Genomic DNA, 24612 nt, shown 5'->3' with positions numbered 1-24612 from the left:
CGCGGCGGATTCTACCAGCTTGTAGTGGGCGCCGTTATAACAGGTTCTTTAGTTGATATAGCATTTCGATAGCTTGACGGGGGGTCATGTCGTCAAGGTCCAGCTTGCCCAGCTTGTCGATTGCCGGGTGCGGCAGGCTGGCGAACAGATCGCTCTGGTGCGGTGCTTGTGGCTCGCCCTTGGCTTTTTTCGAGACGGGTAATTCATGCGGCAGGCTGCTGGTTTCCAAGCGGCCCAGGTGCTCACGCGCTCGCTGGATGACTGGGGACGGGACGCCGGCCAATTGAGCCACGGCCAGACCGTAGCTTTGGCTGGCCGGGCCAGGCAGCACGTGGTGTAGAAACACGATGCGCTCGTTGTGCTCGGTGGCGTTCAGGTGCACGTTGGCTACCAGCGGCTCGCTTTCCGGCAGCACGGTCAGCTCGAAGTAGTGAGTGGCGAACAATGTGTAGGCGCGCAGCTGTGCCAAGCGCTCGGCGGCCGCCCATGCCAGGGAAAGGCCGTCGAAGGTACTGGTGCCGCGGCCCACTTCGTCCATCAGCACCAGGCTGCGGTCAGTGGCATTGTGCAGGATGTTGGCGGTCTCGCTCATCTCGACCATGAAGGTCGAGCGCCCGCCGGCCAGGTCGTCGCTGGAGCCGATGCGGGTGAAGATGCGGTCGACCAGCGACAGCTCGCAGTTGGCCGCCGGGACGAAACTGCCGATATGGGCCATCAGCACGATCAGCGCGGTCTGGCGCATATAGGTAGACTTACCACCCATGTTCGGGCCGGTAATGATCAGCATGCGGGTACTGTTGTCCAGGCCCAGGTCGTTGGCCACGAACGGCGTGGTCAGCACCTGCTCGACCACTGGATGACGGCCCTGGTCGATGCGCAGGCAAGGCTCGTCGACGAAGCGTGGGCAGTTCAGGTCGAGGTTCAGCGCACGTTCGCCGAGGTTGCTCAGCACGTCCAGCTCGGCCAGCGCGGCGGCGCTGTCTTGCAGTGGCGCGAGGTGACTGATGAGGGTTTCCAGCAGCGCGTCGTAGAGCATCTTCTCGCGGGCCAGGGCGCGGCTCTTGGCCGACAGCGCCTTGTCCTCGAATGCCTTGAGCTCCGGGGTGATGAAGCGCTCGGCACCCTTGAGGGTTTGCCGACGAATGTAGTCGCCCGGGGCTTGTTCGGCCTGTTTGGTTGGCAGCTCGATGAAGTAGCCGTGAACACGGTTGTAGCCGACCTTGAGGTTGGCAAGACCGGTGCGGGCCTTCTCGCGTGCTTCCAGGTCGATGAGGAACTGGCCAGCGTTTTCACTGATGGCCAGCAACTCGTCCAATTCGCTGTCGTAGCCGGCCTTCAATACGCCGCCGTCGCGGATCACCGCCGGCGGGTTGTCGATAATCGCCCGCTCCAGCAGGCTTGCCAGTTCCGGATAGGTGCCGGTGATGGCCGCCAGCCGCGCCAGGTGCGGCGCCTCCAGCTCGGACATGGCGTTCTGCAGTTCGGGCAGGGCGCCGAGTGCATCGCGCAAGCGCGCCAGGTCGCGTGGGCGGGCGTTGCGCAGGCCGATACGAGCGAGAATCCGCTCGATATCGCCGATATCCTTGAGCTGCGGCTGTAGTTTTTCGAACCGGTAGCCATCGAGCAGGCAGCGGATAGAGTTCTGGCGCGCCTGCAGGACCTTGAGATCACGCAGCGGGCGATTCAGCCAACGGCTCAGCAAGCGGCTGGCCATGGGGGTCTGGCAGCGGTCGATCACCGACTGCAGGGTATTGTCGCGCCCGCCGGCGAGATTGATGTCCAGCTCCAGGTTGCGGCGGCTGGCGCCGTCGAGGATCACTGTGTCGTCCAGACGCTCGTGGCGCAGGCTGCGCAGGTGTGGCAGGGCGGTGCGCTGGGTTTCTTTGGCGTAGGTCAGCAGGCAGCCAGCGGCGCCGATGGCCAGGGTCAGTTTGTCGCAGCCAAAGCCCTTGAGGTCTTTGGTCGCGAACTGCTGGCAGAGCGCTTTGCGCCCTGAATCGCGGTCGAAGTCCCAGGGGGCACGGCGGTGCGCGCCGCGACGTTTCTCAGCCGGAAGATCACGTGGCCAGTCGTCAGGGATCAACAACTCGACTGGATTGAGGCGTTCGAGTTCGGCCAGCAGGTTCTCCCAGCCTTTGATCTCCTGCACGCTGAAGTTGCCACTGGTGATGTCCAGCACCGCCAGGCCGAACAGGCGCTCGTCGCCTAGCAGCGCGGCAATCAGGTTGTCGCGGCGCTCATCGAGCAGCGCTTCGTCACTGACTGTGCCAGGGGTGATGATGCGCACAACCTGGCGCTCCACCGGGCCTTTGCTGGTAGCAGGGTCGCCAATCTGTTCGCAGATCACCACCGACTCGCCGAGCTTGACCAATTTGGCCAGGTAGCCTTCCAGCGAATGGAACGGAATCCCGCACATGGGGATCGACTGGCCAGCCGACTGACCGCGCGCCGTCAGTGTGATATCCAGCAGTTTCGCGGCTTTTTTTGCGTCTTCGTAGAAGATTTCGTAGAAGTCGCCCATGCGGTAGAACATCAGCTGGTCCGGGTGCTGGTTTTTCAGCTTCCAGTACTGCTGCATCATCGGGGTGTGTGCGGAAAGATCAGACATTCAGGGCCTTACAGCGGATGATCTGGTTGGCGATTGTGAAACCCGCAATGGTACAGGCTTTTTCAGCGAGATGCAGGCGGCGCAGGGCTGAGCATGAAGGTCGCGCAAGTCGGCGGGCAATGGTGGTGAAGCCCCCACCACTTCACTACAATGTGCGCCCCTCGGCGAGCCTGCTCCGGCAGATGTGTGATGAACGTGCACAGCAGCACCTCCTTCGTTAAGCAGCAACTGATCTATCTGCTTTATGGTCAGCGCCGCATCTATCAGCTTGAAGCCAAATTCAGCATCCTCACTGCAATTGCCCGCAGCAAGCCGGGGGAACTGCCGGTGATCCGCGTGCTGACCGATCAGCCACAGGCGTTCGAGGGCTGGCCCGTGGAGGTGGTGGCGCTGGATGCGCAATTGCTCGAAGACTGGACGGGCAACGGCGGCTATACCCATCGACGCAAGGCCTGTGCCATCGCGCATGCCTCCGCTTGGGCAGAAAAGACCGTCTTCATTGATACCGATACGGTGTTCCTGCAAGCACCGCACAAGCTGTTCAAGCAAGTGGATGCCGAGCATTTTCTGGTCGACGAGGTCGAGATGAGTTGGGCCGAGGCGTCGCAAAGTGCCTATTACTCGGCGTTTACCCGTGGACTCGCGTTGTCTGGTGACGCACCGACAGAGGACTTGCTGCTGTGCAACAGTGGCGTCATGGGCTTTGCCCTTGAAAACGCCGGGGTCGCCGAGCGTGCCATCCAGCGCATCGACGCCTGGACGCCCTATGCATCGGCTCTGCATACCATCGAGCAGATCGCCTTTTCGTTCGAGTTGCACGGTAAGCACATCAATCAAGCGCGTGGGGTGATCAGCCACTACTACGCAATGAAGCAGTACATCCACGCCATCCTGGAGATTTTCTTCGGCCGCAGCGGTGACCGCTTCGAGCCGAGCATGTGCCGGCAAGCCCTCAAGGTGCCGATGCAGCGCCCGGTACCTTCCTGGGTGGGCCGGCTCGCGGTGAAGTGGAGCCTCAAACGCGTGCCGCCGGAGTTGCGTGGCGTCGGCCGCAAGTTGTTATATGGCAGCGCCATTGGCGGCGACGCCTATCAACGTGCCTGCAAAGTGATCTGGTGGCGTTCAGCGATCGAGGACATGCGACGGATCGACACGCTCGATTGGTCGAGCGAGTGGCCGCAAGGGTTGCCGCGACTGGGCCGGCAAGACGAACGTGCATTCAGTGCAATCGTCCGGGAAAGCCTGAAAGCGGGGTGATGCGGTAACTCGGCAATGCATTGCTTTTGCTGCTGAGTGCTTGCATTATGCATGCTATGCAAAAACGCAATGTAGCCACAGTCCTCAAAGAGCTGCTCGACCGTCACGGCCTGTCACCGACAGAGCTGCATCGGCGTACGGGTGTGCCTCAATCTACCCTGTCGCGGATCCTCAGCGAGAAGATCGTCGACCCTTCTGATAAGCACGTGTCGAAGCTCGCCGAGTACTTCGGTGTCAGCACCGAGCAGTTGCGTGGCCGTGCCGGCTTAGGCGCATGGCGCGAGTCGGTGTTGTCGGCGCGCGGCCATGCGCACCTCAGCGACATCAGCCTGTGGGACGATGAAACGCCCGTCGAAGACGACGAGGTGTCGGTCCCCTTTCTTCGCGAGGTCGAATTGGCAGCAGGATCAGGAAGATTCGTCATCGAAGAAAGCGAGCGTGCGCGACTGCGCTTCGGCAAGCGAAGCTTGCGCCATAACGGCGTGCAGTTCGATCAGGCCAAGTGCGTGACGGTGCGTGGCAACAGCATGCTGCCGGTGTTGCGCGACGGCGCGACGGTGGGCGTCAACACCGGCAAATGCTCGATTGGCGAGATCATCGATGGTGACCTCTACGCGATTAACCATAATGGCCAGTTGCGTGTTAAGCAGGTCTATCGGCTGCCCATCGGTATCCGTTTGCGCAGCTTCAACCGCGATGAGCACCCCGATGAAGACTACAGCTTCCAACAAATGCAGGAAGAGCAGATACGCCTGCTCGGACATGTGTTCTGGTGGGGGATGTATGCCCGCTGATGCATGCCCCTGTAAAAACCGCCTTGCCTGGAAATGTGAAGTCGCGCATTGACTGTTTATGCATAAATGCATAAATTGAATTTGACTGGCTGCCTTGTCTTGGCTTCACAATTCATCGCAGCTCACCTGTCGGTCAACGCCGTCGGGCACCATAACAGGAGGCAGGCGCGTGATGAGCGAACAGCAAGTGTTGCTGGATATGCCGCTTTGGGTGTCGTTCGCTCTCGCATTATTGGCCGGCCTCAGCGGCGAAATGTGGCGGGCTGACAAAGCCGGGGCCAGCGGGTGGACACTGCTGCGTCGGCTGGTGCTGCGCTCCGGCGCCTGTGTGGTCTGTGGATTATCGATGGGGATGCTGCTGTATGCCGCTGGCCTGTCCGTCTGGGCGGCCAGCGCATTTGGCTGCCTGACAGCCGTGGGTGGGGCGGATGTTGCGATGCGCCTTTATGAGCGTTGGGCAGCCAGGCGGTTGGGGTTGGCAGAGATGAACCAGGCTGATGATCAACACGGCGGTTAAGCTCGATAACCGCTGCCGGTTGATCCAGCAGACCCGTCGGTTCATTCAGTCGGCCCTGATACCCATAAGGCCAGGGGCGCAGAAATTACTCCAGCGAGCGGGTGAGGCAGCATGAAGTCAAAAAGGATGTTCTTGCCACAAACGGTGCTGGGTCGCGTCACGCTGATCAGTGTACTTCCCATTTTGCTTATCGCTTTGGGGGTGTTCGCCCTGTCGGCTGACGAATCTCGGTTCGCTCTTGAAACATTTGTTGATCACCATTTGTTGGGCAGGGTTGGGCCTTGGTCATCGCAATTTCCACTGCAATCCAAGCTGACTGCCCATTACATGGCGGGTGCCGCTCCGTTTATTGGCCTGGTGCTTATCCTGCACTGGCGTAGGCGTGGGCCTCGCCCGACGGAGCAACTGCTGGCGATGGGGCGACGCCAGTTGGCGCTGCTGTTCCCCTCGATGGTGATAGCCATTGCCCTAGCGGTTTATTTTCACTATTTCAGTTATTACGACCTCGCCGGCGGGCGCTCGAAGTACCGCGTCTATGGCGAAAGCCGGCTGATGTATGCCGTTTTCGCCGGCATGATGATGGTGGTGCTCGAATATGCATTACTCGGGGTGTACGTGCTGTTCATTCATTACCCCGCCTGGCTGTTGGCGAAGCGCCGTGCCAGCACTTGATTGCGTTTGATTGGCCTACTGCAGGCATCTTGATGTCTGGGCTATTGCTATTTTTCATGAGGAACCGAGCATGGACCCGATCACTTCTCTATCCACCCGTCTTGGCGAACACCTGCGCCGCTTCAACGCTCAGGTCACCACTGCCGAATCCTGCACCGGCGGGGGTATTGCCGAGGCCATCACCCGTGTGCCCGGCAGTTCGGCCTGGTTCGAGGCCGGTTACGTGACCTATTCCAATGCCCAGAAAACCCGTCAGCTTGGGGTTTCTGAAAACCTGTTCAACCAAGTCGGCGCCGTCAGTCAGGAAGTGGTCGAAGCCATGGCCCGTGGCGCCCAGGCTGCCAGCGGCGCGCGCTTCGCCGTTGCCGTCAGCGGCGTGGCCGGTCCCGACGGAGGCTCGCCGGCCAAACCGGTGGGTACCGTGTGGCTGGCCTGGGCCGATGGCGACCGAGTATCCAGTGAGCGCCGCCACTTCGATGGAGACCGCGAAACGGTGCGCCGACAGACGGTGATCGCCGCGTTAGACGGCTTGTTACAGCTTGGTGCCGAGTAATTCGACGACAGGGGTTTGCTCAAACGCTTCGCTGTGGAATAATACTGGCTACTTATACAGGTATTCCGGCCGTCAGGGCCAAGTCGAACACGTGAGGATTTCAATGGACGACAACAAGAAGCGCGCCTTGGCTGCGGCCCTGGGTCAGATCGAACGCCAATTCGGCAAGGGCGCGGTCATGCGCATGGGCGACCATGAGCGCACCGGAATCCCGGCCATTTCCACCGGCTCGCTGGGCCTGGATATCGCGCTCGGCATCGGCGGCCTGCCAAAAGGCCGTATCGTCGAGATCTACGGCCCGGAATCGTCGGGTAAAACCACGCTGACCCTGTCGGTTATCGCCGAAGCCCAGAAGGCCGGCGCTACCTGCGCCTTCGTCGACGCCGAGCACGCCCTCGATCCAGAATACGCTGGCAAGCTGGGCGTCAACGTCGACGACCTGCTGGTTTCGCAGCCGGATACCGGCGAGCAGGCCCTGGAAATCACCGACATGCTGGTGCGTTCCAACGCGGTAGACGTGATCATCGTCGACTCCGTGGCAGCCCTGGTACCCAAGGCCGAAATCGAAGGCGAAATGGGTGACATGCACGTTGGTCTGCAGGCCCGTCTGATGTCCCAGGCGCTGCGCAAGATTACCGGTAACATCAAGAACGCCAACTGCTTGGTCATCTTCATCAACCAGATCCGTATGAAGATCGGCGTGATGTTCGGCAGCCCGGAAACCACCACCGGTGGTAACGCCTTGAAGTTTTACGCCTCGGTGCGCCTGGACATTCGCCGTACCGGCGCGGTCAAGGAAGGCGACGAAGTGGTCGGCAGCGAAACTCGCGTCAAGATCGTCAAGAACAAGGTTTCGCCGCCATTCCGTCAAGCCGAGTTCCAGATTCTCTACGGCAAGGGCATCTATCGTAACGGTGAAATCATCGACCTGGGCGTGTCTCAAGGCCTGGTCGAGAAGTCGGGTGCCTGGTACGCCTACCAAGGCAACAAGATCGGCCAGGGCAAGGCAAATGCCGCCAAATATCTGCAGGAAAACCCTGCGATCGGTGCCGAGATCGAGAAGCAGATTCGCGAGAAGCTGCTCAAGGCGGGCGCTGTTGCCGAAGCCGGCAAGGCTGCTGCAGCCGACGCCAAAGCCGACGACGTGGCTGACGCCGACGCCGGTTATTGATAGCTGCCTGATCGCTTATGTCCGTTGTACTCGACACCCCCGTCGCCGTTCGACGGACAGCCATGGACCTGCTCGCGCGACGTGAGCATGGTCGCGTGGAGCTCACACGAAAACTGCGTCAGCGCGGTGCCTCGGATGAGCTGATTGAGCCCGCGCTCGATCGGCTCGCCGAAGAAGGATTGCTTAGCGAAGCCCGCTATCTGGAAAGTTTTATTCGATACCGATCCAACGCAGGTTACGGCCCTGCTCGCATTCGCGAGGAATTGGGGCAGCGTGGCTTGAATCGTGGCGACATCGACCAGGCATTGCGTGACAGTGGTGTTGACTGGGCGGAGCGATTACAGGAAGCCTGGCAGCGCAAATATGCCGGGGAGCGTCCACATGACCCCCGCAGCCGTGCCCAGCAGACCCGCTTTCTCGCTTACCGTGGCTTCCCGATGGACATGATCGGCCGCCTGCTCAGCGGCCGAGATCTATACGATTAGGTTTGCCTAGCTGACCTTCAATGCTTCGCGAGCTCTCTGCGTTGTATGCATTGGCTGTGGCTTGGCCCAATTTTCCGGAAGATTGATAAAGTCCACCAGCTCCCGCAGGCGCCCCTGATCACGCCCATTAAAAGCAAAAGTCAGGCGAGTCAGATGACTGTAACTGCCTGTCTCATGTTCCACGCCAGTGTCAGCATGCTGGTGATATTTGCCGCTGAGGCGCAAATCGGCAAATCCGTCCTCGATCTCTTGCACTGCGGCATCGCTGAGCCGGTGGTGCATGCGTATCACGAACTGGTTCTTCAGCCAGCGGCTGGAGTGATAATTGCTGTAGAACTGGTTGATCTCTTCTACGGCATCGTCGGCGCTGTGTACCAGACGCACCAGCTTGAGGTCAGTGGGCAAGATGTAGCGATTTTCTTCCAGCTGCCTGCTGATGAATTTCAGGCAATCACTCCAGAAGGTGCCACCTGGTGAGTCCAGTAAGACCACCGGTACCAGCGGGCTTTTACCGGTCTGGATCAGCGTCAGCACTTCCAGCGCTTCATCCAGCGTGCCGAAACCACCGGGGCAGAGCACCAGACCGTCCGCTTCCTTGACGAAGAACAGCTTGCGAATGAAGAAGAAGTGGAAGGGCAGCAGCTTATCGGTGCCATCCACCGTGGGGTTGGCATGCTGTTCGAATGGCAGGGTGATATTGAACCCCAGGCTGTGATCGCTGCCAGCACCTTCATGGGCCGCCGCCATAATGCCGCCACCGGCGCCGGTGATGACCATGAGATCTGAGCGTGCCAGGGTAGCACCCAGTTCGCGGGCCAGCGCATACATCGGGTGTTCAAGCGGTGTGCGCGCGGAGCCGAACACCGTGACTTTGCGACGGCCCTTGTAGCGTTGCAGGATGCGGAAGGAGTGATCCAGTTCGCGCAGTGCCTGCAGGGTTATCTTGGCACTCCAACGGTCACTGTCATCGTGGGCCATGCGCAAGACGGTCAACATCATGTCGCGGTAGAGCGGTAAGTTGGGGCTGTCTGGCGCGACCAGTTGCAGTTGCTGATCGATCTTGCTCAGGTCGATACCGCTATCCCTGAAGTGATTGAACAACGCTTCATTCAGTTGGTAAGGCATTCAACGTCTCCTTCTGCAGCAAAACCTCTGACCGAGCCGATGGCCTGGCTCGGCCGCGACACTACGTGCGTCGCTGGCTGCTCTGGCTCGAGTGTGTACCTCGAGCATTGCAGTAGGCCTTCAAGGCCATGATGCAGTTTGTTTTATCGTCGGTACTCGCTATCAATCTAGACCCTCGCGCCCATTCATGCTGGCTGGATTCGTTTGGCCGCTCGTCGGCGTGCGACCATTGACGGTGAGGGTTTGGTTAACTGGAGAAGCGAAACGTGTCGATGCAGGAGGTGGCGCTATGCATCGCTTGGTCATCGAGGTAGACCGGCAGCTTTATCAGCAGCTGGAAAATGCGGCGCAGGTTCACCATGTGAGCCTGGAGGAAGAGTGCCGTCGGCGGTTGACAGCGCCTGAGTGCCAGTCACCTTACCTGAAGGCGTTACTGGCGGAAATGCGCGCCGACGAAGAGCCGCAGCGCGCGGAGGACGAACGGGTCAGCTGATTACTTTTTCTTGTTGCCGGCGGTGCAACTGGCAGCGTCAAAGGCCTGGTCCATGACGGGCTCATTGGTCTTGTAGACGGTAAAACGGTAGACCATTACTGCCCCTTTGGACATCAGGTTACGGTAGCCGCTGTTACGGCATACGCTGTCACCCAGTTGGCTGCGCACCTGATCAGGATTTGATTGCATGCGCGCCGCATGTTCAGGGCGCACGCTCAGATGGTTGACCAAAGCCTTACCTTCGGCCGTGTAGCCTTGGTCGAGTATGTCTTCATTGATGGCACGAGGGGTACCGACGCTGCTTTCCTTGGCGACCTTCTGCAGCATCTTGTTCAGCTCGAACTCCTGCTTGGAGGCCGCGTTGGCTGCCAGGGGCAGGGTGAGCAACAGGCTCAGGGTCGGGACGATAAAACGCAGCATGAATCTCTCCTGGTTCGATGACTGGCGCTTTGACATGCGCTGGCGACTGGCGTTCCATGAAAACGGCCGCCAAAGCGCAGATTATAAGGGACCACCCCGTCCGCCTGCACGGCAAAAGATGTCAGCTCTGGTAGACTGGCGCTTTGCTTCCTCCGAGTTATCGCAGTGTCCAGTCACCCATCCCTAGGTTTGCCAGCATGAGCCATGCGGTAGCGCGCCTGCGCGCCGAACGCCTGGCTCGCAGCATCAAGCCGTTCATCGCCCGTGGTTCACGTGCCGAGCGTTGTACCGACTGCCGGGTCATTGCGACCCATTGCCTGTGCGCCTGGAAGCCTCGCGTGCAGGCAGACTCAGGCGTATGCCTGTTGATGCATGATACCGAGCCACTGAAACCGACCAATACAGGTTGGCTGATCGCCGACCTGATCGAAGATACTTCGGCCTTCGGCTGGTTGCGCACGTCGGTGGATGAACGCTTGCTGGCGTTGCTTGATGATCCGCAATGGCAGCCGTACATCGTCTTCCCCGGCGAATTCGTCGCTCAGGAGCGAGTGGTCAGCGAGGTCGTACGCGAGCCAGGCAAGCGCCCGTTGTTCATCCTGCTGGATGCGACCTGGACCGAAGCCAGAAAGATGTTCCGCAAGAGTCCGTATCTTGAGCGTTTCCCAGTGCTGAGCCTGCAAGCCGAGCAGATGTCGCGCTATCGCTTGCGCCGCTCCAAGCGCGACGATCACTTCTGTACCGCAGAGGTCGCCGCCATGTGCCTTGACCTTGCGGGCGACAGTCAGGCCTCGCAGGCGTTGGATGCCTACCTGGATGTATTCAGCCTGCATTATCTCAGTGGCAAACGTCGTCTGCCGCTGGACGAACAGGACGATACCCACCAGCGTTTGCATACCTTCCTATAGTCCAAGGGGCACAAGCCCTGCTTTGGTTCATAATGAAGCGCTTGCCACTGAACAGGATCCACAGATCGATGGCCACTTACGAAATCCTGATTGCCGATGACCACCCGCTGTTCCGCAGCGCTTTGCGCCAGGCCGTTACCCTCGGCCTGGGCGCGGATGTGCGCCTGGTTGAGGTAGCCAGTATCGCCGAGCTGGAAACCCGACTGAGCGAAAAAGCCGATTGGGACCTGGTTCTGCTTGACCTGAACATGCCAGGTGCCTACGGCTTCTCCGGGCTGGTGCTATTGCGCGGCCAGTATCCGCAGATCCCGGTAGTGATGGTCTCGGCCCAGGAAGAGGCGGCCGTGGTGGTCAAGTCCCGCGAGTTTGGCGCCAGTGGTTTCATCCCCAAGTCCAGCGGCCTGGAAGTGATTCAGGATGCAGTGCGCAAGGTGCTCGATGGCGAGGTCTGGTGGCCGCCGCAGGCATTCGAGAAGGTTGATGTTTCGGCCGAGGCCAAAGCCGCAAGCGAAGGCCTGGCCAGCCTCACGCCCCAGCAGTTCCGCGTGCTGACCATGGTCTGTGAGGGCTTGCTGAACAAGCAGATCGCCTATGAGCTGAGTGTGTCGGAAGCGACCATCAAAGCCCATGTGACTGCGATCTTCCGTAAGCTGGGGGTGCGCACGCGTACTCAGGCAGCACTGTTGCTGCAACAACTTGAATCGGTTGCAAGCAGCTAATCACCTGCGTCTTCACGCTTTTTTGATGCGTTTTCAACTAGTCTGCTGGCCTTTCATCGGTGAAGTGACGCACATGTCGCCATTCAAAGGCCAGACCGGCCTCAAACGTATCTTCAACGCCGCCGGCTACTCGCTGGACGGCCTGCGCGCCGCTTTCAAGGGTGAGGCTGCCTTCCGTCAATTGGTACTGCTCAATGTACTGCTGATTCCGATTGCCTTCTGGCTGCCGGTCAGCCGTGCGGAGCGGGCGATCATGATCGCTGTGTGCCTGCTCGGCCTGATCGTCGAGCTGTTCAACTCGGCGGTGGAGGCGGCCATCGACCGCATATCGCTGGAGCGCCATCCACTGTCGAAAAATGCCAAAGACATGGGCAGCGCCGCGCAGCTGGTGGCGCTGACCATGGTCGCGCTGGTCTGGGGCGTGATTCTGCTTTAGGCAATTGGCGGCAAGACGATTTCATCGCTGCGGGTAACCCCCGCGGTAAAGTTGCGGCACAGCTCAAGAAACTCGCGCATGGCCGAAGTCTGGTATTTCTGTTTGTGCCAGATGAAATAGAACTGGCGCATCAAGTCCAGCTCCGGGGTATCGACCGGGACCAGGCTGCCGCGGCGAAAGGCATCGCGCAGCGCTAGGCGCGAAATGCAGCCGATACCCAGTCCGGACTCCACGGCGCGCTTGATCGCTTCGGTGTGCTCCAGCTCCAGGCGGATGTTCAGGTTGGCGCGATGGTGCCGCATGGCCTGGTCGAAGGTCAGGCGGGTGCCTGAGCCTTGCTCGCGCAGAATCCAGGCTTCCTGCGACAGGCTTTCGATATCCGCACGGCCCAGCCGGGCCAGTGGATGTTGCGGCGCGCAGAACACCACGAGCTCGTCCTCGACCCAAGGCTGCACTTCAAGGTCGGGGTGGTTGCAGTCGCCTTCGATTAGACCCAGATCAATTTCGTACTGCGCGACCTGATGCACGATATGTGCAGTGTTCTGCACATGCAGCTTTACCTGGCTTTCCGGGTGCACCTGCATGAAGCTGCCGATCAGCAGGGTGGCCAGGTAATTGCCGATGGTCAGCGTGGCGCCGACGGCCAGCGAGCCAAAACCGGACTTGCCGTTGAGCAGATCTTCGATTTCCTTGGCCTGGTCGAGCAGCGCAACGGCTTGTGGCAGCAATTGATGACCCAAAGCATTAAGGGCCAGGCGCTTGCCCGCACGGTCGAACAGCTGGCAACTCGACTGGCGCTCCAATTCGGTGATTGACGTACTGGCAGCCGACTGCGACAGGGCCAGCAAACTGGCGGCCCGCGAGACGCTCTGATGCTGGGCCACGGCGACGAAGACCTGTAGTTGACGTAGTGTAAATCGCATATCTATATAACCGATAACACATATCTTGATAATTCAGTTAACAGATATTGTCGCTGCCCCTAAACTATCGCGCAACTGTGCGCTGTGCGCGCTGCGTTTTCTTCAGGAGCCCCATCGATGAGCAACATGAACCACGAACGTGTCCTCAGTGTGCATCACTGGAATGACACTCTGTTCAGCTTCAAGTGCACCCGCGACCCGGGCCTGCGCTTTGAGAACGGTCAGTTCGTGATGATCGGCCTGCAGCAGGAAACTGGCCGCCCGCTCATGCGCGCCTATTCCATCGCCTCGCCGAACTGGGAAGAGCACCTGGAATTCTTCAGCATCAAAGTGCCAGACGGCCCGCTGACTTCTCAGTTGCAGCACCTGAAGGAAGGCGACGAGATCATCATCAGCAAGAAGCCTACCGGTACCCTGGTACTCGATGACCTGAACCCAGGCAAGCATCTGTACTTGCTGAGCACCGGCACTGGCCTGGCGCCATTCATGAGCGTCATCCAGGACCCGGAAACCTACGAGCGCTTCGAAAAAGTGATCCTGGTGCACGGCGTGCGCTACGTGAACGAAGTGGCCTATCGCGAGTTCATCACCGAGCACCTGCCGCAGAACGAGTTCTTCGGTGAGGCGGTGCGTGACAAGTTGATCTACTACCCGACCGTGACCCGTGAGCCGTTCGAGAACCAAGGCCGCCTGACCGACCTGATGCGCAGCGGCAAGCTGTTCAGCGACATTGGCCTGCCGCCGATCAACCCTCAGGACGACCGCGCGATGATCTGCGGCAGTCCGAGCATGCTCGACGAGACCAGCGAAGTGCTCGACAGCTTCGGCCTGAAAGTCTCAGCCCGCATGCGCGAGCCGGGTGACTACCTGATCGAGCGTGCCTTCGTCGAGAAGTAAGGCGAACGCGCTCACAAAAAACGCAGACTCAGGTCTGCGTTTTTTTATTCCTGCGATTCAGGTGTGGTCAGTCGGCGGCGACCTCAAGCACCCGAATCATGTCCGGCTGCGGGTAGTGCCATCGGACCTGCACATCCCAGAACTTCACCCCGTAGACCCGCTCTGGCGGCGGCACCTGATAGGCTGGACGCGGATCTTGTGCCAAGCACTGCTCGATCAACTCTACCAGTGGTTCGCTCAGGCGCAGCGCATGCTCACGGGCTTGGCGCAGGGCGCTTTCGCTCCACTGCACGGCGATTGCCTCAGGCGCATCGCTGGCCATCAGGTTGCTCGCCCCGAGGATGCTGTCGGCGTATGGCACGTAGGGCTTGATATCCAGTATCGGCGTGCCATCGAGCAGGTCGATCCCGGACAGCAACAAGCGTCCCGGTTCCACGCGCTCCAGCTTGACCACCGACTGGCCGATGCCATTTGGCCGATGGGTAGCCCGTGTGGCGAACACGCCCATGCTCTTGTTGCCGCCCAGGCGCGGCGGGCGCACTTTCAAGCGGGGTTTGTCTTCCAGGGCCTGGTGGAACAGAAACAGCAGCCACACGTGGCTGACCTGCTCCAGCCCCTCGACGGCATCGCCCTGGTCGAACGGCGGCAGCAGCTCAAGCACCCCGCGTGCTGCCGGTGCCAGCTGGGGCTGACGCGGGATGGCGAATTTTTCCTTGAAGCAGGAGCGCACGATGCCGACGGGGGAAACCCTATGCTGCATGGCCAATCAGCCGCGCACGCGCAGAGTCAGGCCCTTGAGGAAGTTGCGCAGCAGTTGGTCGCCGCAAGGCCGATAGTTGTCGTGGCCGACTTTGCGGAACAGCGCGCTGAGCTCGGGCTTGGACACCGGGAAGTTGACTGACTTGAGAATTGCATGCAGGTCGTCTTCCTTGAGCTCGAAGGCCACGCGCAGCTTCTTCAGCACGGTGTTGTTGGTCACCGGCAGCTCGACAGGCTGCGCCGGACGGCTGTCATCCTTGCCACGGCGGTGGGTGACCAGGCCGTCGAGAAAGTGCGCCATGACCCGCTCAGGGCAACTTACAAAGCCCGGCTCGTCTTCTTTCTTCAGATAAGTGGCGAGCACCACCGGGTTTACCTCCAGGCCCGACAGCGCGATGATCTCGGCCATCTTGGCGTCGTTCACCTTGAGCATGTAGCGCAGGCTGCGCAGGACATCATTGTGGTTCATTGCTGCAAAATCCTGTTCAGAAGCCACGCCGCGGCGTGGCGTATTGCTTAGAAACGTTCGGTGCCGGCCAAGTAGCGCCACTGGCCCACGGCCAGCTTGCCCATGGACACACCGCCCAGGCGGATGCGGCGCATGCTGCGTATTTCCAGGCGCAGATAGGCGCATATCTCGGAAATCTGCCCGGGTTGCGGGTTTTTCAGGGCCAGGCGCAGGTGGGTTTCGTTCTGCCAGCTGGCCTTGGCCTTGGGCAGTTCCCGGTCATTGCGTGCTGCCGTGCCGCGCGCCAGGCGCTCAAGCGCTTGGGGCGTGGTTTCACCACGCACTTCGATGATGTATTCCTGTTCCAGGCGGCGTAGGTCGGCGTCGATCTTGCGGGTCACCCGCCAGTCCTGGGTGAACACCTGGAGGCCGCTGGCGCCGCGCTCTAGCGGGGCCGAACAGGTCAACCGGGCGAAATGCCCGTGCAGCGGTCGCACACCTTCGCGGTGCGCTTCGCTCAGACTGGCCATGCTCATGCTGTCGCGGGCGCTGTCGGTATCGATGCCGGCCGGCTGGTTAAGCAGCAGGGTAACCGGCTCCAGCGCCTCGGCGGTGGCGCCGGGCAACAATGCGACAGCCTGGTTCTCGACCTTGAACTGAGGCTGTTCGACTACCACGCCATCGACCGTGACCCAGCCCCCTTCGATATACAGCTCGGCCTCACGGCGGGAGCAACCGAGCTGCTCGATGAGGCGTTTGGACAGGCGGATGGGTTCGGACATGGCGGGCAATTCGCAAGGCTGGAAAAGTCTTACATTGTACCTGCCCATGCGCAGTTCATGACGTAAATCTATGTCAAATGCGCCATTTCGGAGTATTCCTAAATTGATGTAGGAATTAATTTCATGTGTAGCAATGGATAAGGCTGCCCCAAACCGTCGGTTTCCGAGCGGCCGATCACTTTGAAACCTTCGTGCAAGTAGAAGCCCAACGCTTGCGGATTTTGCTCGTTTACATCCAGGTATTCGGCATTCAGCTCATCGATGGCATAGCGCAGCAGACGCTTGCCGACCCCTCGGCCACGGTACTGCGGTGTAACGAACAGCATGTCCACGCGGCCATTGGCGACTCCAGCGAAGCCACAGATACCCTGACGGTCTTTGCAGCACACCAGCATGACCGCGTCGAGGTATTTGTGCAGCACATGCTCACGCAGCAGCACGATGTAGGCATCCGGCAGGAAATCGTGGGTCGCGCGCACCGAGTCTTCCCAGACCTGAACCAGCGCTGGATAGTCGCTCAGGTGGGGCGTTTGCAGCGTCAAGGCCGAATGCATGCCAGTGTTCCTCGATGGCTATTGAGGAAACCATAGATGCAAAAAAAAGCCCCGCCAGTGGGCGGGGCTTGATCATGTCATTCCAAGCCTCAGACAGGCTCGGCCCACATGTCGTATTCGTCGGCATCGACCACGCGGCAACGGACCTTGTCGCCTGGTTTGAAGCCGTGGTCGCCATCGATGAACACGCTGCCGTCGATTTCCGGTGCGTCGAAGAAGCTGCGGCCTACCGAGCCTTGCTCTTCAACTTCGTCGATCAGCACTTCGATTTCCTTGCCGATGCGCAGCTGCAAACGCGCACTGCTGATGGCCTGCTGGTGGGCCATGAAGCGGTCCCAGCGCGCTTGCTTGACATCATCCGGCACTTCTTCGAGACCCAGGTCGTTGGCGGGGGCGCCTTCGACCGGCGAGTACTGGAAGCAGCCGACGCGGTCGAGCTGAGCTTCGGTCAGCCAGTCCAGCAGGTACTGGAAGTCTTCTTCGGTTTCGCCCGGGAAGCCGACGATGAAGGTCGAACGGATCACCAGTTCCGGGCACTGCTCGCGCCAATTCTTGATACGCGCCAGGGTGCGGTCTTCGAAGGCTGGACGCTTCATGGATTTCAGCACTTTCGGGCTGGCGTGCTGGAACGGGATGTCCAGGTAGGGCAGGATCTTGCCGGCGGCCATCAGTGGGATCACGTCGTCGACGTTCGGGTAGGGGTAGACATAGTGCAAGCGGACCCAGGCGCCGAGACTGCTCAGCGCCTCGCACAGTTCGAGCATGCGGGTCTTGACCGGGCGGCCGTTCCAGAAGTCGGTCTTGTACTTGACGTCGACGCCGTAGGCGCTGGTGTCCTGGGAGATCACCAAGATCTCCTTGACGCCGGCCTTGACCAGGCGCTCGGCCTCGCTCAGCACTTCACCAACCGGGCGGCTGACCAGCTTGCCGCGCATAGACGGGATGATGCAGAAGCTGCAGCTGTGGTTGCAGCCTTCGGAAATCTTCAGGTAGGCGTAATGGCGCGGAGTCAGCTTGACGCCCTGTGGCGGCACCAGGTCGATCAGCGGGTTGTGGTCCTGGCGCGGTGGCACCACTTCGTGGACGGCATTGACCACCTGCTCGTACTGCTGGGGGCCAGTGACCGACAGCACGCTCGGGTGCACGTCACGAATGCTGCCTTCCTCGACACCCATGCAGCCGGTGACGATGACCTTGCCGTTTTCCTTGATCGCTTCGCCGATCACTTCCAGCGACTCGGCTTTGGCGCTGTCGATGAAGCCGCAGGTGTTGACCACCACCACGTCGGCGTCCTCGTAGGTGGGCACGACTTCATAACCTTCCATGCGCAGCTGGGTCAGAATGCGCTCGGAATCGACCAGGGCTTTCGGGCAGCCCAGGCTGACGAATCCTACCTTGGGGGTGGCGGGAGTGGTGGACATGACTAACCTCGGTATTGAATGCAGGCCGCACGGCCGGAAACGGCGGCGGTCTTGACGGGCGCTTTTTGGCGCCTCTGATCAAAAAGTGCGCAATTCTAGCGAGCGCACGGTCGCTTGACCAGCACAAATGCGACGAACGCTGCGCTATGCTTCGCGCCGTTGCCTCAGTGGGTCAGCGATGCCCCGGCGCGCGTGTGAATTCTACCGGCCTCGATGGCCGTTTGCGGGAGTGGTCGATGGTTCAGGCAAGCAGTCACACCGAGGGCGGGCAGGCGGGAAAGCAAGGCGCGGCCAGGTCGCTGGGCCTGCTGGTGGCAGCTGTTGGGGTGGTCTATGGCGATATCGGGACGAGCCCGCTCTACACCCTCAAAGAAGTCTTTAGCGGCGGTTACGGAGTGCCGGTCAACCATGACGGGGTGCTGGGGATCCTTTCGCTGATCCTCTGGTCGTTGCTGTGGGTGGTGTCGTTCAAGTACGTGATGTTCATCCTGCGCGCCGACAACGGAGGTGAAGGCGGCACCATGGCCCTGACCGCACTTGCCCGACGGGCCACGGCGGCCTATCCGCGCTTGCGCACGTTGATGGTCATCTGCGGGCTGATCGGCGCTTCGCTGTTCTATGGCGATAGCATGATCACCCCGGCGGTGTCGGTGTTGTCGGCGGTGGAGGGCATGGGCCTGGCGTTCGAAGGTATCGACCACTGGGTGGTGCCGATTTCGCTGGTGGTGCTGGTGGCGCTGTTCCTGGTACAAAAGCACGGCACCGAGAAGATCGGCAAGCTGTTCGGCCCGATCATGGTCACCTGGTTCGTGGTGCTCGGCGCGCTGGGCGTGCATGGCATCTCGCAGAGCCCGGAAGTGCTGAAGGCGTTCAACCCGGGCTGGGCAGTTAACTTCTTCATCGTTCACCCAGGCATGGGCGTGGCGATTCTAGGCGCGGTGGTGCTGGCTTTGACCGGGGCCGAGGCGCTGTATGCCGACATGGGCCACTTCGGGCGCAAGCCGATCGCCCGCGCCTGGTTCGCCTTGGTGCTGCCGGCGTTGGTGCTCAACTATTTCGGCCAGGGCGCGATCCTGCTGCAAAACCCCGATGCTGCGCGCAACCCGTTCTACCTGCTGGCGCCGGGTTGGGCGCTGCTGCCGCTGGTGGGGCTGGCGACCATGGCCACGGTGATCGCTTCGCAGGCGGTGATCTCGGGGGCCTTCTCCCTGACTCGCCAGGCCATCCAGCTTGGCTACATTCCGCGCATGCAGATCCAGCACACCTCCAGCGATGAGCAGGGTCAGATCTATATTGCAGCGGTAAATTGGACGCTGATGGTCGGCGTGGTGCTGCTGGTGATCGGCTTCGAGTCTTCCGGCGCGCTGGCTGCGGCTTATGGCGTGGCGGTCACCGGCACCATGCTGATGACCACCATCCTGGTAGCGTCGGTGATGTTGCTGTTGTGGAAATGGCCGCCGGTGCTGGCGGTGCCGATCCTGCTGGGTTTTCTCTTCGTCGACGGGCTGTTCTTCGCCGCCAACGTGCCGAAAATCGTCCAAGGTGGGGCGTTCCCGGTGCTGGCAGGCGGTGTGCTGTTCCTGCTGATGAGCACCTGGAAACGTGGCAAGCAAATCCTCGTCGAGCGCATCGATGAGGGCGGGCTGCCGCTAGACTTGTTCATCAGTAGCATCCACCTGCAGCCGCCGCACCGCGTCGAAGGTACAGCCGTGTTTCTTACCGCGCGACCGAATGCAGTGCCCCATGCGCTGCTGCACAACATGTTGCACAACCAGGTACTGCACAGCCAGGTGGTGCTGTTGACGGTGGTTAGTGAAGATCAGCCGCGGGTACCGGAGCACAAGCGCTTCGAGGTGGAGGCCTTTGGTGATGGCTTTTTCCGCGTCTTGCTGCACTTTGGCTTCATGGATGAACCGGACGTGCCGGCGGCGCTGAAACTGTGCCATCTGGACGAGCTGGATTTCAGCCCGATGCGCACGACCTACTTTCTCAGCCGTGAAACGGTGATCGCAACGCGTCTGGAAGGGATGTCGCGCTGGCGGGGGAATTTGTTTGCCTTCTTGCTGAAGAATGCCAACGGTAATCTGCGCTTCTTCAATCTGCCGCTCAACCGGGTGATCGAGCTGGGGACACAGGTCGAGATCTGACCGAACTTGGGGCCGCTTTGCGGCCCTTTCGCGGGGCCAGCCCGCTCCCACAGATTCAAATCCACTGAACTCGAAAACTGTGATGTATCTGTGGGAGCGGGCTTGCCCCGCGAATGGGCTGCAAAGCAGCCCCCCGGTTCAGCTCAATTCTGCTCCGCCACGCTGGACTTGCCCTGGCGGGTCTCGATCTCGCCAATCAAGCGTTTGGCCAGCGCCGGGTAGTTCTCGTCGAAGTGGTGCCCACCTGGCAACTTCATGCGCTCACCTACGGCGGTCTTGTCGGTACAACCGCTTTCGTCGGCCTCTTCCAGGCCATACACGCAGACTACTTTTGAGGACGGCAGCTTGGCCATTTCCGGTCCGGTAGGCGCTTCCTGGCCTTCTTTGCCCAGCCAGCCCTCGACTTCGATCTCGAAGCTGCCGCTGCGGGCGAAGGCCAACAGCATCACGGCGTCGATACGCTGCTGGTCTTCGGCCGGCAGGCGGTTGTAAATCGCCGGCAGCACGTCGGCACCAAACGAATAACCGGTCAGTACAAAGCGCTTGGTGCCCCATTTCTGACGATAGTGCTGCATCAGTTCCGAAAGGTCGGCGGCACTTTGCTCGGGGGTCTTGTGCTGCCAGTAATAACGCAGGGTATCGATGCCGACGACCGGATAACCGAGCTTGGCCATTTCACCCGCCACGTCGCGGTCCAGGTCGCGCCAGCCGCCGTCACCGGAGAGGAACAGGGTCACGGTGTCGGTGGTCTGTCCGGCGGGTACTTCCACCACCGGGATGGCCAGAGCATTGCCATCTCGGCCGACCAGCGCCTGGGTCAGCTGCGCTTTGAGCACTTGCGGCAGATGGATGTCGTAGTCGCTGATGCTGGTTTCGGCATTGGTCTGGTCGCGCACGAAGGCGGCGCTGGCGTCGTCCGGGTTGTCGTTCCAGGCGACATTCCAATGGCCATGGGCGGCGGATTTTGGCAGGGCAGCGCAGCCGGGTTGCTCGACGTTGAAGTCGACGGAGATGGCGCGGGCCTTTTCGTCCGTCTGCGCGGCAAGCCAGCGCCAGGCTTGGGCAGCACCTGGGCCTATACCGGCGACCAGGGTCGGCTTGTCAGCCAGCAGGCCTTGCGCCTGGTCCATTGCCTGCTGCTGCTTGCTGCAGTCGCCAGGTGGCAGGATGACCTGCACCAGTTGAGCTTCGCCAGCCTGGCTCAGGTCCAGCAGCTGCTTGTCGGTCAGGGCTTGGTCCACGGGCACGCCGATGGCGACCCGGGCCTTGGCGTGGACGCCGGGCGTGACTCGGGTGATGCTGATGTCATTGAGGCTCAGTTGCTCCAGGCGAGCGTCGGGGGCCGGGCGCGTCCATAGCCAGAAGGCAGCGGCACCGGCGAGGGCGGCCACGAGCAAGGGGATCAAGATGTACTGCCAATAGCGTCGGATCATCAACGTTTCACCAATCCAGTCAGGCCGCCTGCAATCAGGGCGGCGGTGTCGGCCAGTGCCACCAACGGGTCGAGCCCGGCTGGCACGGCCATGTAACGAGGTTCCCAGTCCGGCTGGAACTTGTCCTTGAAGCGCCGCAGGCCCTGGAAGTTGTAAAGCTGTTCGCCGCGGCGGAACACCATGGAGCCCAAGCGTTGAGTCAGAGGTGCGCCACGCCGTGGCTGCAGGCCGGAAAGCGGGACCATACCCAGGCTGAAGCGCCCGTAGTCATGGCTTTTGTAGTGCAGGATCAGGCCGATCATCATGAATTCCATGGTCAGCTTCGGCGCCTCGGGGTGGGCGCGCATCAGGTCGAGACTGGCCAGCTCGTTGACATGGGTTTCCAGCAAGTTGGCAAACGCCACCGGCCGGCCCTGGAAGCGGATCAGGGCAATGCGGAAGTGTTGCAGGTACTCGGGGCTGAAGCGTCCCAGCGAAAAGCCCTTTTCGCGCACGTTCTTGCCGCCCAGCCAGGCGTCGGATATTTCCTTGAGTTCGGCCAGGGGCGCCTCGCCCGGTTCGTGGATCTCCAGGCTCAGGCCATCGCGTCCGCCACGGTTCCAGGTATAACGCAGGTCTTTCATTTCCTTGCCCTTGGCTTCGAGGTCGAAGCGGCGCAGGTCGACCCGGGCTTCCTCGCCGAGCTTGAGGGCGGACAGGCCAATGTCCATGTAGAACGGCAGGTTCTCCGCGCGTACCTGGTAGAAGACCGGGCGGGCGTGGTGCAAGTCGCACAGGTCGCGGAACTGCCAGATCATCTCGGCGCGCTCCTGGGCCGGGCCGATGGGGTCGTACAGCGCCACCAGGCTACGGCCACGGCGGGCATACATGAGGAAGGCGTTGTCGCTTGGGTGGAACAACAGCGCCTTGTCACCGGTCAGGGCAAGGCCGCCATCGGGTTGCTCGGACGCCAGCAGGATACGGTTGGCACGCTGCAGCTCTTCGCCATCGGGCAGGTGAATGACCGGGCGGGCGGTGCGCAGCAGCCAGGTGAGGGCGACGATCACCAGCAGCACTGCGCTGCCCATGGCTGCGCGCAGGCCACGGGGGGCATCGGCGTCGAGGGTGAACTGCCACCACAGCTGGTGACTGTACGGCACGTCCTGGTAGGCGAATAACAAAAGCCATACTGAAGCGCCGACCACGCAGGCGCTGGCCACCAGGTATACCGGTGAGAACGGCAGCTCCAGTAGCCGGCTTGGCCGATAGAATGAACGGCGGAACAAGGCGAGCAGGGCGGCGGTGCAGATCAGCAGGCTGGCTTCTTCCCAGTCGAAGCCTTTGAGCAACGACAGCAGGGCACCCACCAGCAACAGCACGGTGGTCAGTAACCAGGCCGCGGAAAGCCGGCGACGCAGGCCCTGAGCCAGCAACAGGCACAACACGCCGATCAGGCTGGCGCCGAAGTGCGAGGCGTCGATCAGGCGGTGTGGCACAAGGAAACCCATGTGCTCCAGGCGGGTGTCGATCTCGGGTGTAGCGCCCGAGAACAGCAGTACCACGCCGGAGAGAAACACGAGGATCGCCAGGATTGGCGCGGCCAGCCCGGAGGCGGCCTTGATCGCCTGCTGTGCGAACAGCAGACGCTTAGCCTCGTTGCCCAGCAGCAGTGCGCACGCCAGCAGCAGTGGCAGTACTACGTAGATCAAGCGGTACAGCAGCAGGGCGGCGGCCAGTGGCGCGGCGCCCAGCTGGTCGGCGAAGGCAGCCAGCAAGATCGCTTCGAAGACCCCGACCCCGCCTGGCACATGGCTGAGCACGCCAGCGGCCAGCGCCAGCAGGTAGACCAGGATGAACGCGCCGAATGGCGGGGCTTCTGGCAGCAGCAGATAGAGCACGGTAGCAGCGGCAACAACGTCCAGTGCGGTGATGACCAGTTGCAGTGCCGTCAGCCGCGCGCCGGGCAGGCGCAAGGTGCGCCGACCGATCTGCACCAGCAGGCTGTCGGTCAAGGGCTGATCTGGCAACCGTCGGCGATACAGCCCGATCACCAGCACGGCCGACAGGGCCAGCACGGCAACGGCGATCCCGGCCAGTACGCTCGCGGGCAAACGCAGGGCCGTTGCGGCGGCGGGCAGGTTGCTCAAGGTGGCAAGCGCTGCCAGCGGGGGCAGGGCGCAACCCAGTGACAGGCTGGCAAACACTGTCATGCGCGCGACTTCGGCGGCGCCTAGGCCTTGGCGAGCGTACAGGCGATAACGCACCGAACCGCCAGAGAGCATCGACAGGCCGATGGCGTTACCGATGGCGAACGCGCTGAAGCCGCCGAATACTAGTGTCCGGGCAGGCAACTTCACCGCGGCATAACGACTGGCCGACCATTCGTAACCGAGCAGGATCACAAACCCGATGACCGTCGCCAGCAAGGCGCCGATCAGTGATTGGGCTGGCACGCTGAGCATGGCATCGTGCAGCGCATAGATGTCTAATTCGCTCAGTAAGTGGCGGCAGGCAATCAGGGCCATGGCGAACAGCACCAGGGTCACGCCGAGGCCGATGGGTTGGCGGTAACGGCTCAGGCGCTCCAGCCAGGGCAGACGCTGCGCGGCTACAGGCAATGCCGAGGCGAGTGGCTCCTGGGGGGCTGGGTTCTGGGAAGTCATGAGTTACCTCGGGCTTTCAGCGCGAGGTGAGGGGAAGGTGCGGCCAAGTGAAAGTCCCTTTGGAAACGTATCCAGATATTACTCCGGGCAACATGACTTTCAGTCGTCCGGCACGGTTAAAGATAGTTCATCCAGAGGACGACCTCTCAAACTCGAGGGCTGGCCGATACAGCAAAGGTTTTCAGTCGACGAAAAACAACAAACCCCGCGCTGCTGTTACACAGGCGGGGTTTGTTCTGACGAATATGGTTGCGGGAGCCGGATTTGAACCGACGACCTTCGGGTTATGAGCCCGACGAGCTACCAGACTGCTCCATCCCGCGTCAGAGGTGCGCATTCTACAGCTTAGAGCTGAGGGGTCAAGCACTAAATCGTGATCGTGCAATATTCCTGTAGGGCCTGCTTTTTCCAGGCCAAAGAAAAAGGCCACTGCGTTAACAGTGGCCTA

At 61.1% G+C, this 24612-nt stretch carries 24 protein-coding genes and 1 tRNA gene; 13 read left to right on the top strand and 12 right to left on the bottom strand.

Going from position 1 to position 24612, the window contains the following annotated elements; all coding sequences use genetic code 11:
- Positions 1 to 34: 34 nt before the first annotated feature.
- A complete protein-coding gene (gene mutS / locus ACZ6YA_RS16690; protein ID WP_465898213.1) occupies positions 35 to 2608 on the bottom strand; it encodes a DNA mismatch repair protein MutS in 2574 nt (857 codons plus the stop codon).
- A gap of 189 nt (positions 2609 to 2797) precedes the next feature.
- Between mutS and ACZ6YA_RS16685 the strand changes: the two genes are divergently transcribed.
- The 7 genes from ACZ6YA_RS16685 (at position 2798) to recX (ending at position 8057) form a co-directional block, all read left to right on the top strand.
- Positions 2798 to 3865 carry a hypothetical protein gene (locus tag ACZ6YA_RS16685; protein WP_465898212.1) on the top strand — a complete coding sequence of 356 codons (1068 nt, stop codon included), beginning with the start codon at positions 2798 to 2800 and terminating at the stop codon, positions 3863 to 3865.
- A 47-nt stretch (positions 3866 to 3912) separates the two neighbouring features.
- Positions 3913 to 4659, top strand: a complete 747-nt coding sequence (locus ACZ6YA_RS16680; RefSeq protein ID WP_465898211.1) for a LexA family transcriptional regulator — start codon at positions 3913 to 3915, stop codon at positions 4657 to 4659.
- 169 nt (positions 4660 to 4828) lie between these two features.
- Positions 4829 to 5176 (top strand): phage holin family protein, encoded by a 348-nt coding sequence (locus ACZ6YA_RS16675; RefSeq protein WP_465898210.1) that lies wholly within the window; start codon positions 4829 to 4831, stop codon positions 5174 to 5176.
- Between the two features lie 111 nt (positions 5177 to 5287).
- Positions 5288 to 5848, top strand: a complete 561-nt coding sequence (locus ACZ6YA_RS16670; RefSeq protein WP_465898209.1) for a hypothetical protein — start codon at positions 5288 to 5290, stop codon at positions 5846 to 5848.
- 70 nt (positions 5849 to 5918) lie between these two features.
- A complete protein-coding gene (locus ACZ6YA_RS16665; protein ID WP_465898208.1) occupies positions 5919 to 6401 on the top strand; it encodes a CinA family protein in 483 nt (160 codons plus the stop codon).
- Positions 6402 to 6504: 103 nt separating this feature from the next.
- Positions 6505 to 7572 carry a recombinase RecA gene (gene recA, locus ACZ6YA_RS16660; RefSeq protein ID WP_465898207.1) on the top strand — a complete coding sequence of 356 codons (1068 nt, stop codon included), beginning with the start codon at positions 6505 to 6507 and terminating at the stop codon, positions 7570 to 7572.
- 17 nt (positions 7573 to 7589) lie between these two features.
- Entirely contained in the window at positions 7590 to 8057 is a 468-nt protein-coding gene (recX, locus tag ACZ6YA_RS16655) for a recombination regulator RecX (protein WP_465898206.1), read from the top strand.
- 6 nt (positions 8058 to 8063) lie between these two features.
- Here recX and ACZ6YA_RS16650 read toward each other — a convergent pair whose 3' ends face one another.
- Complete coding sequence (locus tag ACZ6YA_RS16650) at positions 8064 to 9182, bottom strand: LOG family protein (RefSeq protein ID WP_465898205.1); 1119 nt, start codon at positions 9180 to 9182, stop codon at positions 8064 to 8066.
- Positions 9183 to 9471: 289 nt separating this feature from the next.
- Between ACZ6YA_RS16650 and ACZ6YA_RS16645 the strand changes: the two genes are divergently transcribed.
- Complete coding sequence (locus tag ACZ6YA_RS16645) at positions 9472 to 9675, top strand: hypothetical protein (RefSeq protein WP_465898204.1); 204 nt, start codon at positions 9472 to 9474, stop codon at positions 9673 to 9675.
- Here the strand turns inward: ACZ6YA_RS16645 and ACZ6YA_RS16640 are convergent, their stop codons facing one another.
- A complete protein-coding gene (locus ACZ6YA_RS16640; RefSeq protein ID WP_465898203.1) occupies positions 9676 to 10095 on the bottom strand; it encodes a quorum-sensing-regulated virulence factor family protein in 420 nt (139 codons plus the stop codon).
- Between the two features lie 197 nt (positions 10096 to 10292).
- On the opposite strand from ACZ6YA_RS16640, the gene ACZ6YA_RS16635 reads away from it, so the two are divergent.
- From ACZ6YA_RS16635 to ACZ6YA_RS16625, 3 genes are all read left to right on the top strand, one after another.
- Complete coding sequence (locus ACZ6YA_RS16635) at positions 10293 to 11003, top strand: tRNA-uridine aminocarboxypropyltransferase (RefSeq protein WP_465898202.1); 711 nt, start codon at positions 10293 to 10295, stop codon at positions 11001 to 11003.
- A 68-nt stretch (positions 11004 to 11071) separates the two neighbouring features.
- A complete protein-coding gene (gene erdR, locus ACZ6YA_RS16630) occupies positions 11072 to 11722 on the top strand; it encodes a response regulator transcription factor ErdR (protein WP_152956425.1) in 651 nt (216 codons plus the stop codon).
- A 73-nt stretch (positions 11723 to 11795) separates the two neighbouring features.
- Entirely contained in the window at positions 11796 to 12158 is a 363-nt protein-coding gene (locus ACZ6YA_RS16625; RefSeq protein ID WP_008094698.1) for a diacylglycerol kinase, read from the top strand.
- Here ACZ6YA_RS16625 and finR read toward each other — a convergent pair.
- Complete coding sequence (gene finR, locus ACZ6YA_RS16620) at positions 12155 to 13081, bottom strand: LysR family transcriptional regulator FinR (RefSeq protein ID WP_465898201.1); 927 nt, start codon at positions 13079 to 13081, stop codon at positions 12155 to 12157. The two genes, ACZ6YA_RS16625 and finR, sit on opposite strands and share 4 nt — an antisense overlap.
- Before the next feature lie 117 nt (positions 13082 to 13198).
- On the opposite strand from finR, the gene fpr reads away from it, so the two are divergent.
- On the top strand, positions 13199 to 13978 hold the full coding sequence (gene fpr / locus ACZ6YA_RS16615; RefSeq protein WP_274906921.1) for a ferredoxin-NADP reductase: 780 nt from the start codon (positions 13199 to 13201) through the stop codon (positions 13976 to 13978).
- Positions 13979 to 14045: 67 nt separating this feature from the next.
- Here the strand turns inward: fpr and tsaA are convergent, their stop codons facing one another.
- The 5 genes from tsaA to rimO all read right to left on the bottom strand — a co-directional run bounded on the left by tsaA (position 14046) and on the right by rimO (position 17942).
- Positions 14046 to 14738 carry a tRNA (N6-threonylcarbamoyladenosine(37)-N6)-methyltransferase TrmO gene (gene tsaA, locus ACZ6YA_RS16610; protein WP_465898200.1) on the bottom strand — a complete coding sequence of 231 codons (693 nt, stop codon included), beginning with the start codon at positions 14736 to 14738 and terminating at the stop codon, positions 14046 to 14048.
- 6 nt (positions 14739 to 14744) lie between these two features.
- Positions 14745 to 15206: a YehS family protein gene (locus tag ACZ6YA_RS16605; RefSeq protein ID WP_465898199.1), complete on the bottom strand. Its 462-nt coding sequence runs from the start codon at positions 15204 to 15206 to the stop codon at positions 14745 to 14747.
- Positions 15207 to 15253: 47 nt separating this feature from the next.
- Positions 15254 to 15967 carry an rRNA pseudouridine synthase gene (locus ACZ6YA_RS16600; protein WP_465898198.1) on the bottom strand — a complete coding sequence of 238 codons (714 nt, stop codon included), beginning with the start codon at positions 15965 to 15967 and terminating at the stop codon, positions 15254 to 15256.
- Between the two features lie 98 nt (positions 15968 to 16065).
- The gene (locus ACZ6YA_RS16595; protein ID WP_465898197.1) at positions 16066 to 16521 is read right to left on the bottom strand and encodes a GNAT family N-acetyltransferase; all 456 of its coding nucleotides are present in this window, start codon (positions 16519 to 16521) and stop codon (positions 16066 to 16068) included.
- An 89-nt stretch (positions 16522 to 16610) separates the two neighbouring features.
- Entirely contained in the window at positions 16611 to 17942 is a 1332-nt protein-coding gene (gene rimO / locus ACZ6YA_RS16590; protein WP_387528544.1) for a 30S ribosomal protein S12 methylthiotransferase RimO, read from the bottom strand.
- Positions 17943 to 18178: 236 nt separating this feature from the next.
- On the opposite strand from rimO, the gene ACZ6YA_RS16585 reads away from it, so the two are divergent.
- Positions 18179 to 20089 (top strand): potassium transporter Kup, encoded by a 1911-nt coding sequence (locus tag ACZ6YA_RS16585; RefSeq protein ID WP_465898196.1) that lies wholly within the window; start codon positions 18179 to 18181, stop codon positions 20087 to 20089.
- A gap of 143 nt (positions 20090 to 20232) precedes the next feature.
- Here ACZ6YA_RS16585 and ACZ6YA_RS16580 read toward each other — a convergent pair whose 3' ends face one another.
- From ACZ6YA_RS16580 to ACZ6YA_RS16570, 3 genes are all read right to left on the bottom strand, one after another.
- The gene (locus ACZ6YA_RS16580; RefSeq protein WP_465898195.1) at positions 20233 to 21522 is read right to left on the bottom strand and encodes a virulence factor family protein; all 1290 of its coding nucleotides are present in this window, start codon (positions 21520 to 21522) and stop codon (positions 20233 to 20235) included.
- Positions 21522 to 24164, bottom strand: coding sequence for a bifunctional lysylphosphatidylglycerol flippase/synthetase MprF (gene mprF / locus ACZ6YA_RS16575; RefSeq protein WP_465898193.1), 2643 nt, complete (start codon positions 24162 to 24164; stop codon positions 21522 to 21524). The genes ACZ6YA_RS16580 and mprF overlap by 1 nt, the downstream gene beginning before the upstream one ends.
- 246 nt (positions 24165 to 24410) lie before the next feature.
- Positions 24411 to 24487: transfer RNA gene (locus ACZ6YA_RS16570), tRNA-Met, on the bottom strand.
- Positions 24488 to 24612 lie beyond the last annotated feature (125 nt).

The sequence above is a fragment of the Pseudomonas sp. NPDC090752 genome (assembly GCF_055584805.1).
Note: the sequence above shows the minus strand (reverse complement) of the source record. Positions and strands in the feature narration are given on the sequence as shown.

Excerpts from the sequence above, each read along its gene's own strand:
- ACZ6YA_RS16650 (WP_465898205.1), bottom strand. The coding sequence starts at position 9,182 with ATGCCTTACCAACTGAATGAAGCGTTGTTCAATCACTTCAGGGATAGC.
- ACZ6YA_RS16585 (WP_465898196.1), top strand. The coding sequence starts at position 18,179 with ATGGTTCAGGCAAGCAGTCACACCGAGGGCGGGCAGGCGGGAAAGCAA.
- ACZ6YA_RS16640 (WP_465898203.1), bottom strand. The coding sequence starts at position 10,095 with ATGCTGCGTTTTATCGTCCCGACCCTGAGCCTGTTGCTCACCCTGCCC.
- ACZ6YA_RS16635 (WP_465898202.1), top strand. The coding sequence starts at position 10,293 with ATGAGCCATGCGGTAGCGCGCCTGCGCGCCGAACGCCTGGCTCGCAGC.
- recA (WP_465898207.1), top strand. The coding sequence starts at position 6,505 with ATGGACGACAACAAGAAGCGCGCCTTGGCTGCGGCCCTGGGTCAGATC.
- ACZ6YA_RS16605 (WP_465898199.1), bottom strand. The coding sequence starts at position 15,206 with ATGAACCACAATGATGTCCTGCGCAGCCTGCGCTACATGCTCAAGGTG.
- ACZ6YA_RS16685 (WP_465898212.1), top strand. The coding sequence starts at position 2,798 with ATGAACGTGCACAGCAGCACCTCCTTCGTTAAGCAGCAACTGATCTAT.
- ACZ6YA_RS16625 (WP_008094698.1), top strand. The coding sequence starts at position 11,796 with ATGTCGCCATTCAAAGGCCAGACCGGCCTCAAACGTATCTTCAACGCC.
- ACZ6YA_RS16680 (WP_465898211.1), top strand. The coding sequence starts at position 3,913 with ATGCATGCTATGCAAAAACGCAATGTAGCCACAGTCCTCAAAGAGCTG.
- rimO (WP_387528544.1), bottom strand. The coding sequence starts at position 17,942 with ATGTCCACCACTCCCGCCACCCCCAAGGTAGGATTCGTCAGCCTGGGC.
- mprF (WP_465898193.1), bottom strand. The coding sequence starts at position 24,164 with ATGACTTCCCAGAACCCAGCCCCCCAGGAGCCACTCGCCTCGGCATTG.
- erdR (WP_152956425.1), top strand. The coding sequence starts at position 11,072 with ATGGCCACTTACGAAATCCTGATTGCCGATGACCACCCGCTGTTCCGC.
- fpr (WP_274906921.1), top strand. The coding sequence starts at position 13,199 with ATGAGCAACATGAACCACGAACGTGTCCTCAGTGTGCATCACTGGAAT.
- ACZ6YA_RS16580 (WP_465898195.1), bottom strand. The coding sequence starts at position 21,522 with ATGATCCGACGCTATTGGCAGTACATCTTGATCCCCTTGCTCGTGGCC.
- ACZ6YA_RS16645 (WP_465898204.1), top strand. The coding sequence starts at position 9,472 with ATGCATCGCTTGGTCATCGAGGTAGACCGGCAGCTTTATCAGCAGCTG.
- ACZ6YA_RS16665 (WP_465898208.1), top strand. The coding sequence starts at position 5,919 with ATGGACCCGATCACTTCTCTATCCACCCGTCTTGGCGAACACCTGCGC.
- recX (WP_465898206.1), top strand. The coding sequence starts at position 7,590 with ATGTCCGTTGTACTCGACACCCCCGTCGCCGTTCGACGGACAGCCATG.
- ACZ6YA_RS16600 (WP_465898198.1), bottom strand. The coding sequence starts at position 15,967 with ATGTCCGAACCCATCCGCCTGTCCAAACGCCTCATCGAGCAGCTCGGT.
- ACZ6YA_RS16595 (WP_465898197.1), bottom strand. The coding sequence starts at position 16,521 with ATGCATTCGGCCTTGACGCTGCAAACGCCCCACCTGAGCGACTATCCA.
- ACZ6YA_RS16670 (WP_465898209.1), top strand. The coding sequence starts at position 5,288 with ATGAAGTCAAAAAGGATGTTCTTGCCACAAACGGTGCTGGGTCGCGTC.
- tsaA (WP_465898200.1), bottom strand. The coding sequence starts at position 14,738 with ATGCAGCATAGGGTTTCCCCCGTCGGCATCGTGCGCTCCTGCTTCAAG.
- finR (WP_465898201.1), bottom strand. The coding sequence starts at position 13,081 with ATGCGATTTACACTACGTCAACTACAGGTCTTCGTCGCCGTGGCCCAG.
- mutS (WP_465898213.1), bottom strand. The coding sequence starts at position 2,608 with ATGTCTGATCTTTCCGCACACACCCCGATGATGCAGCAGTACTGGAAG.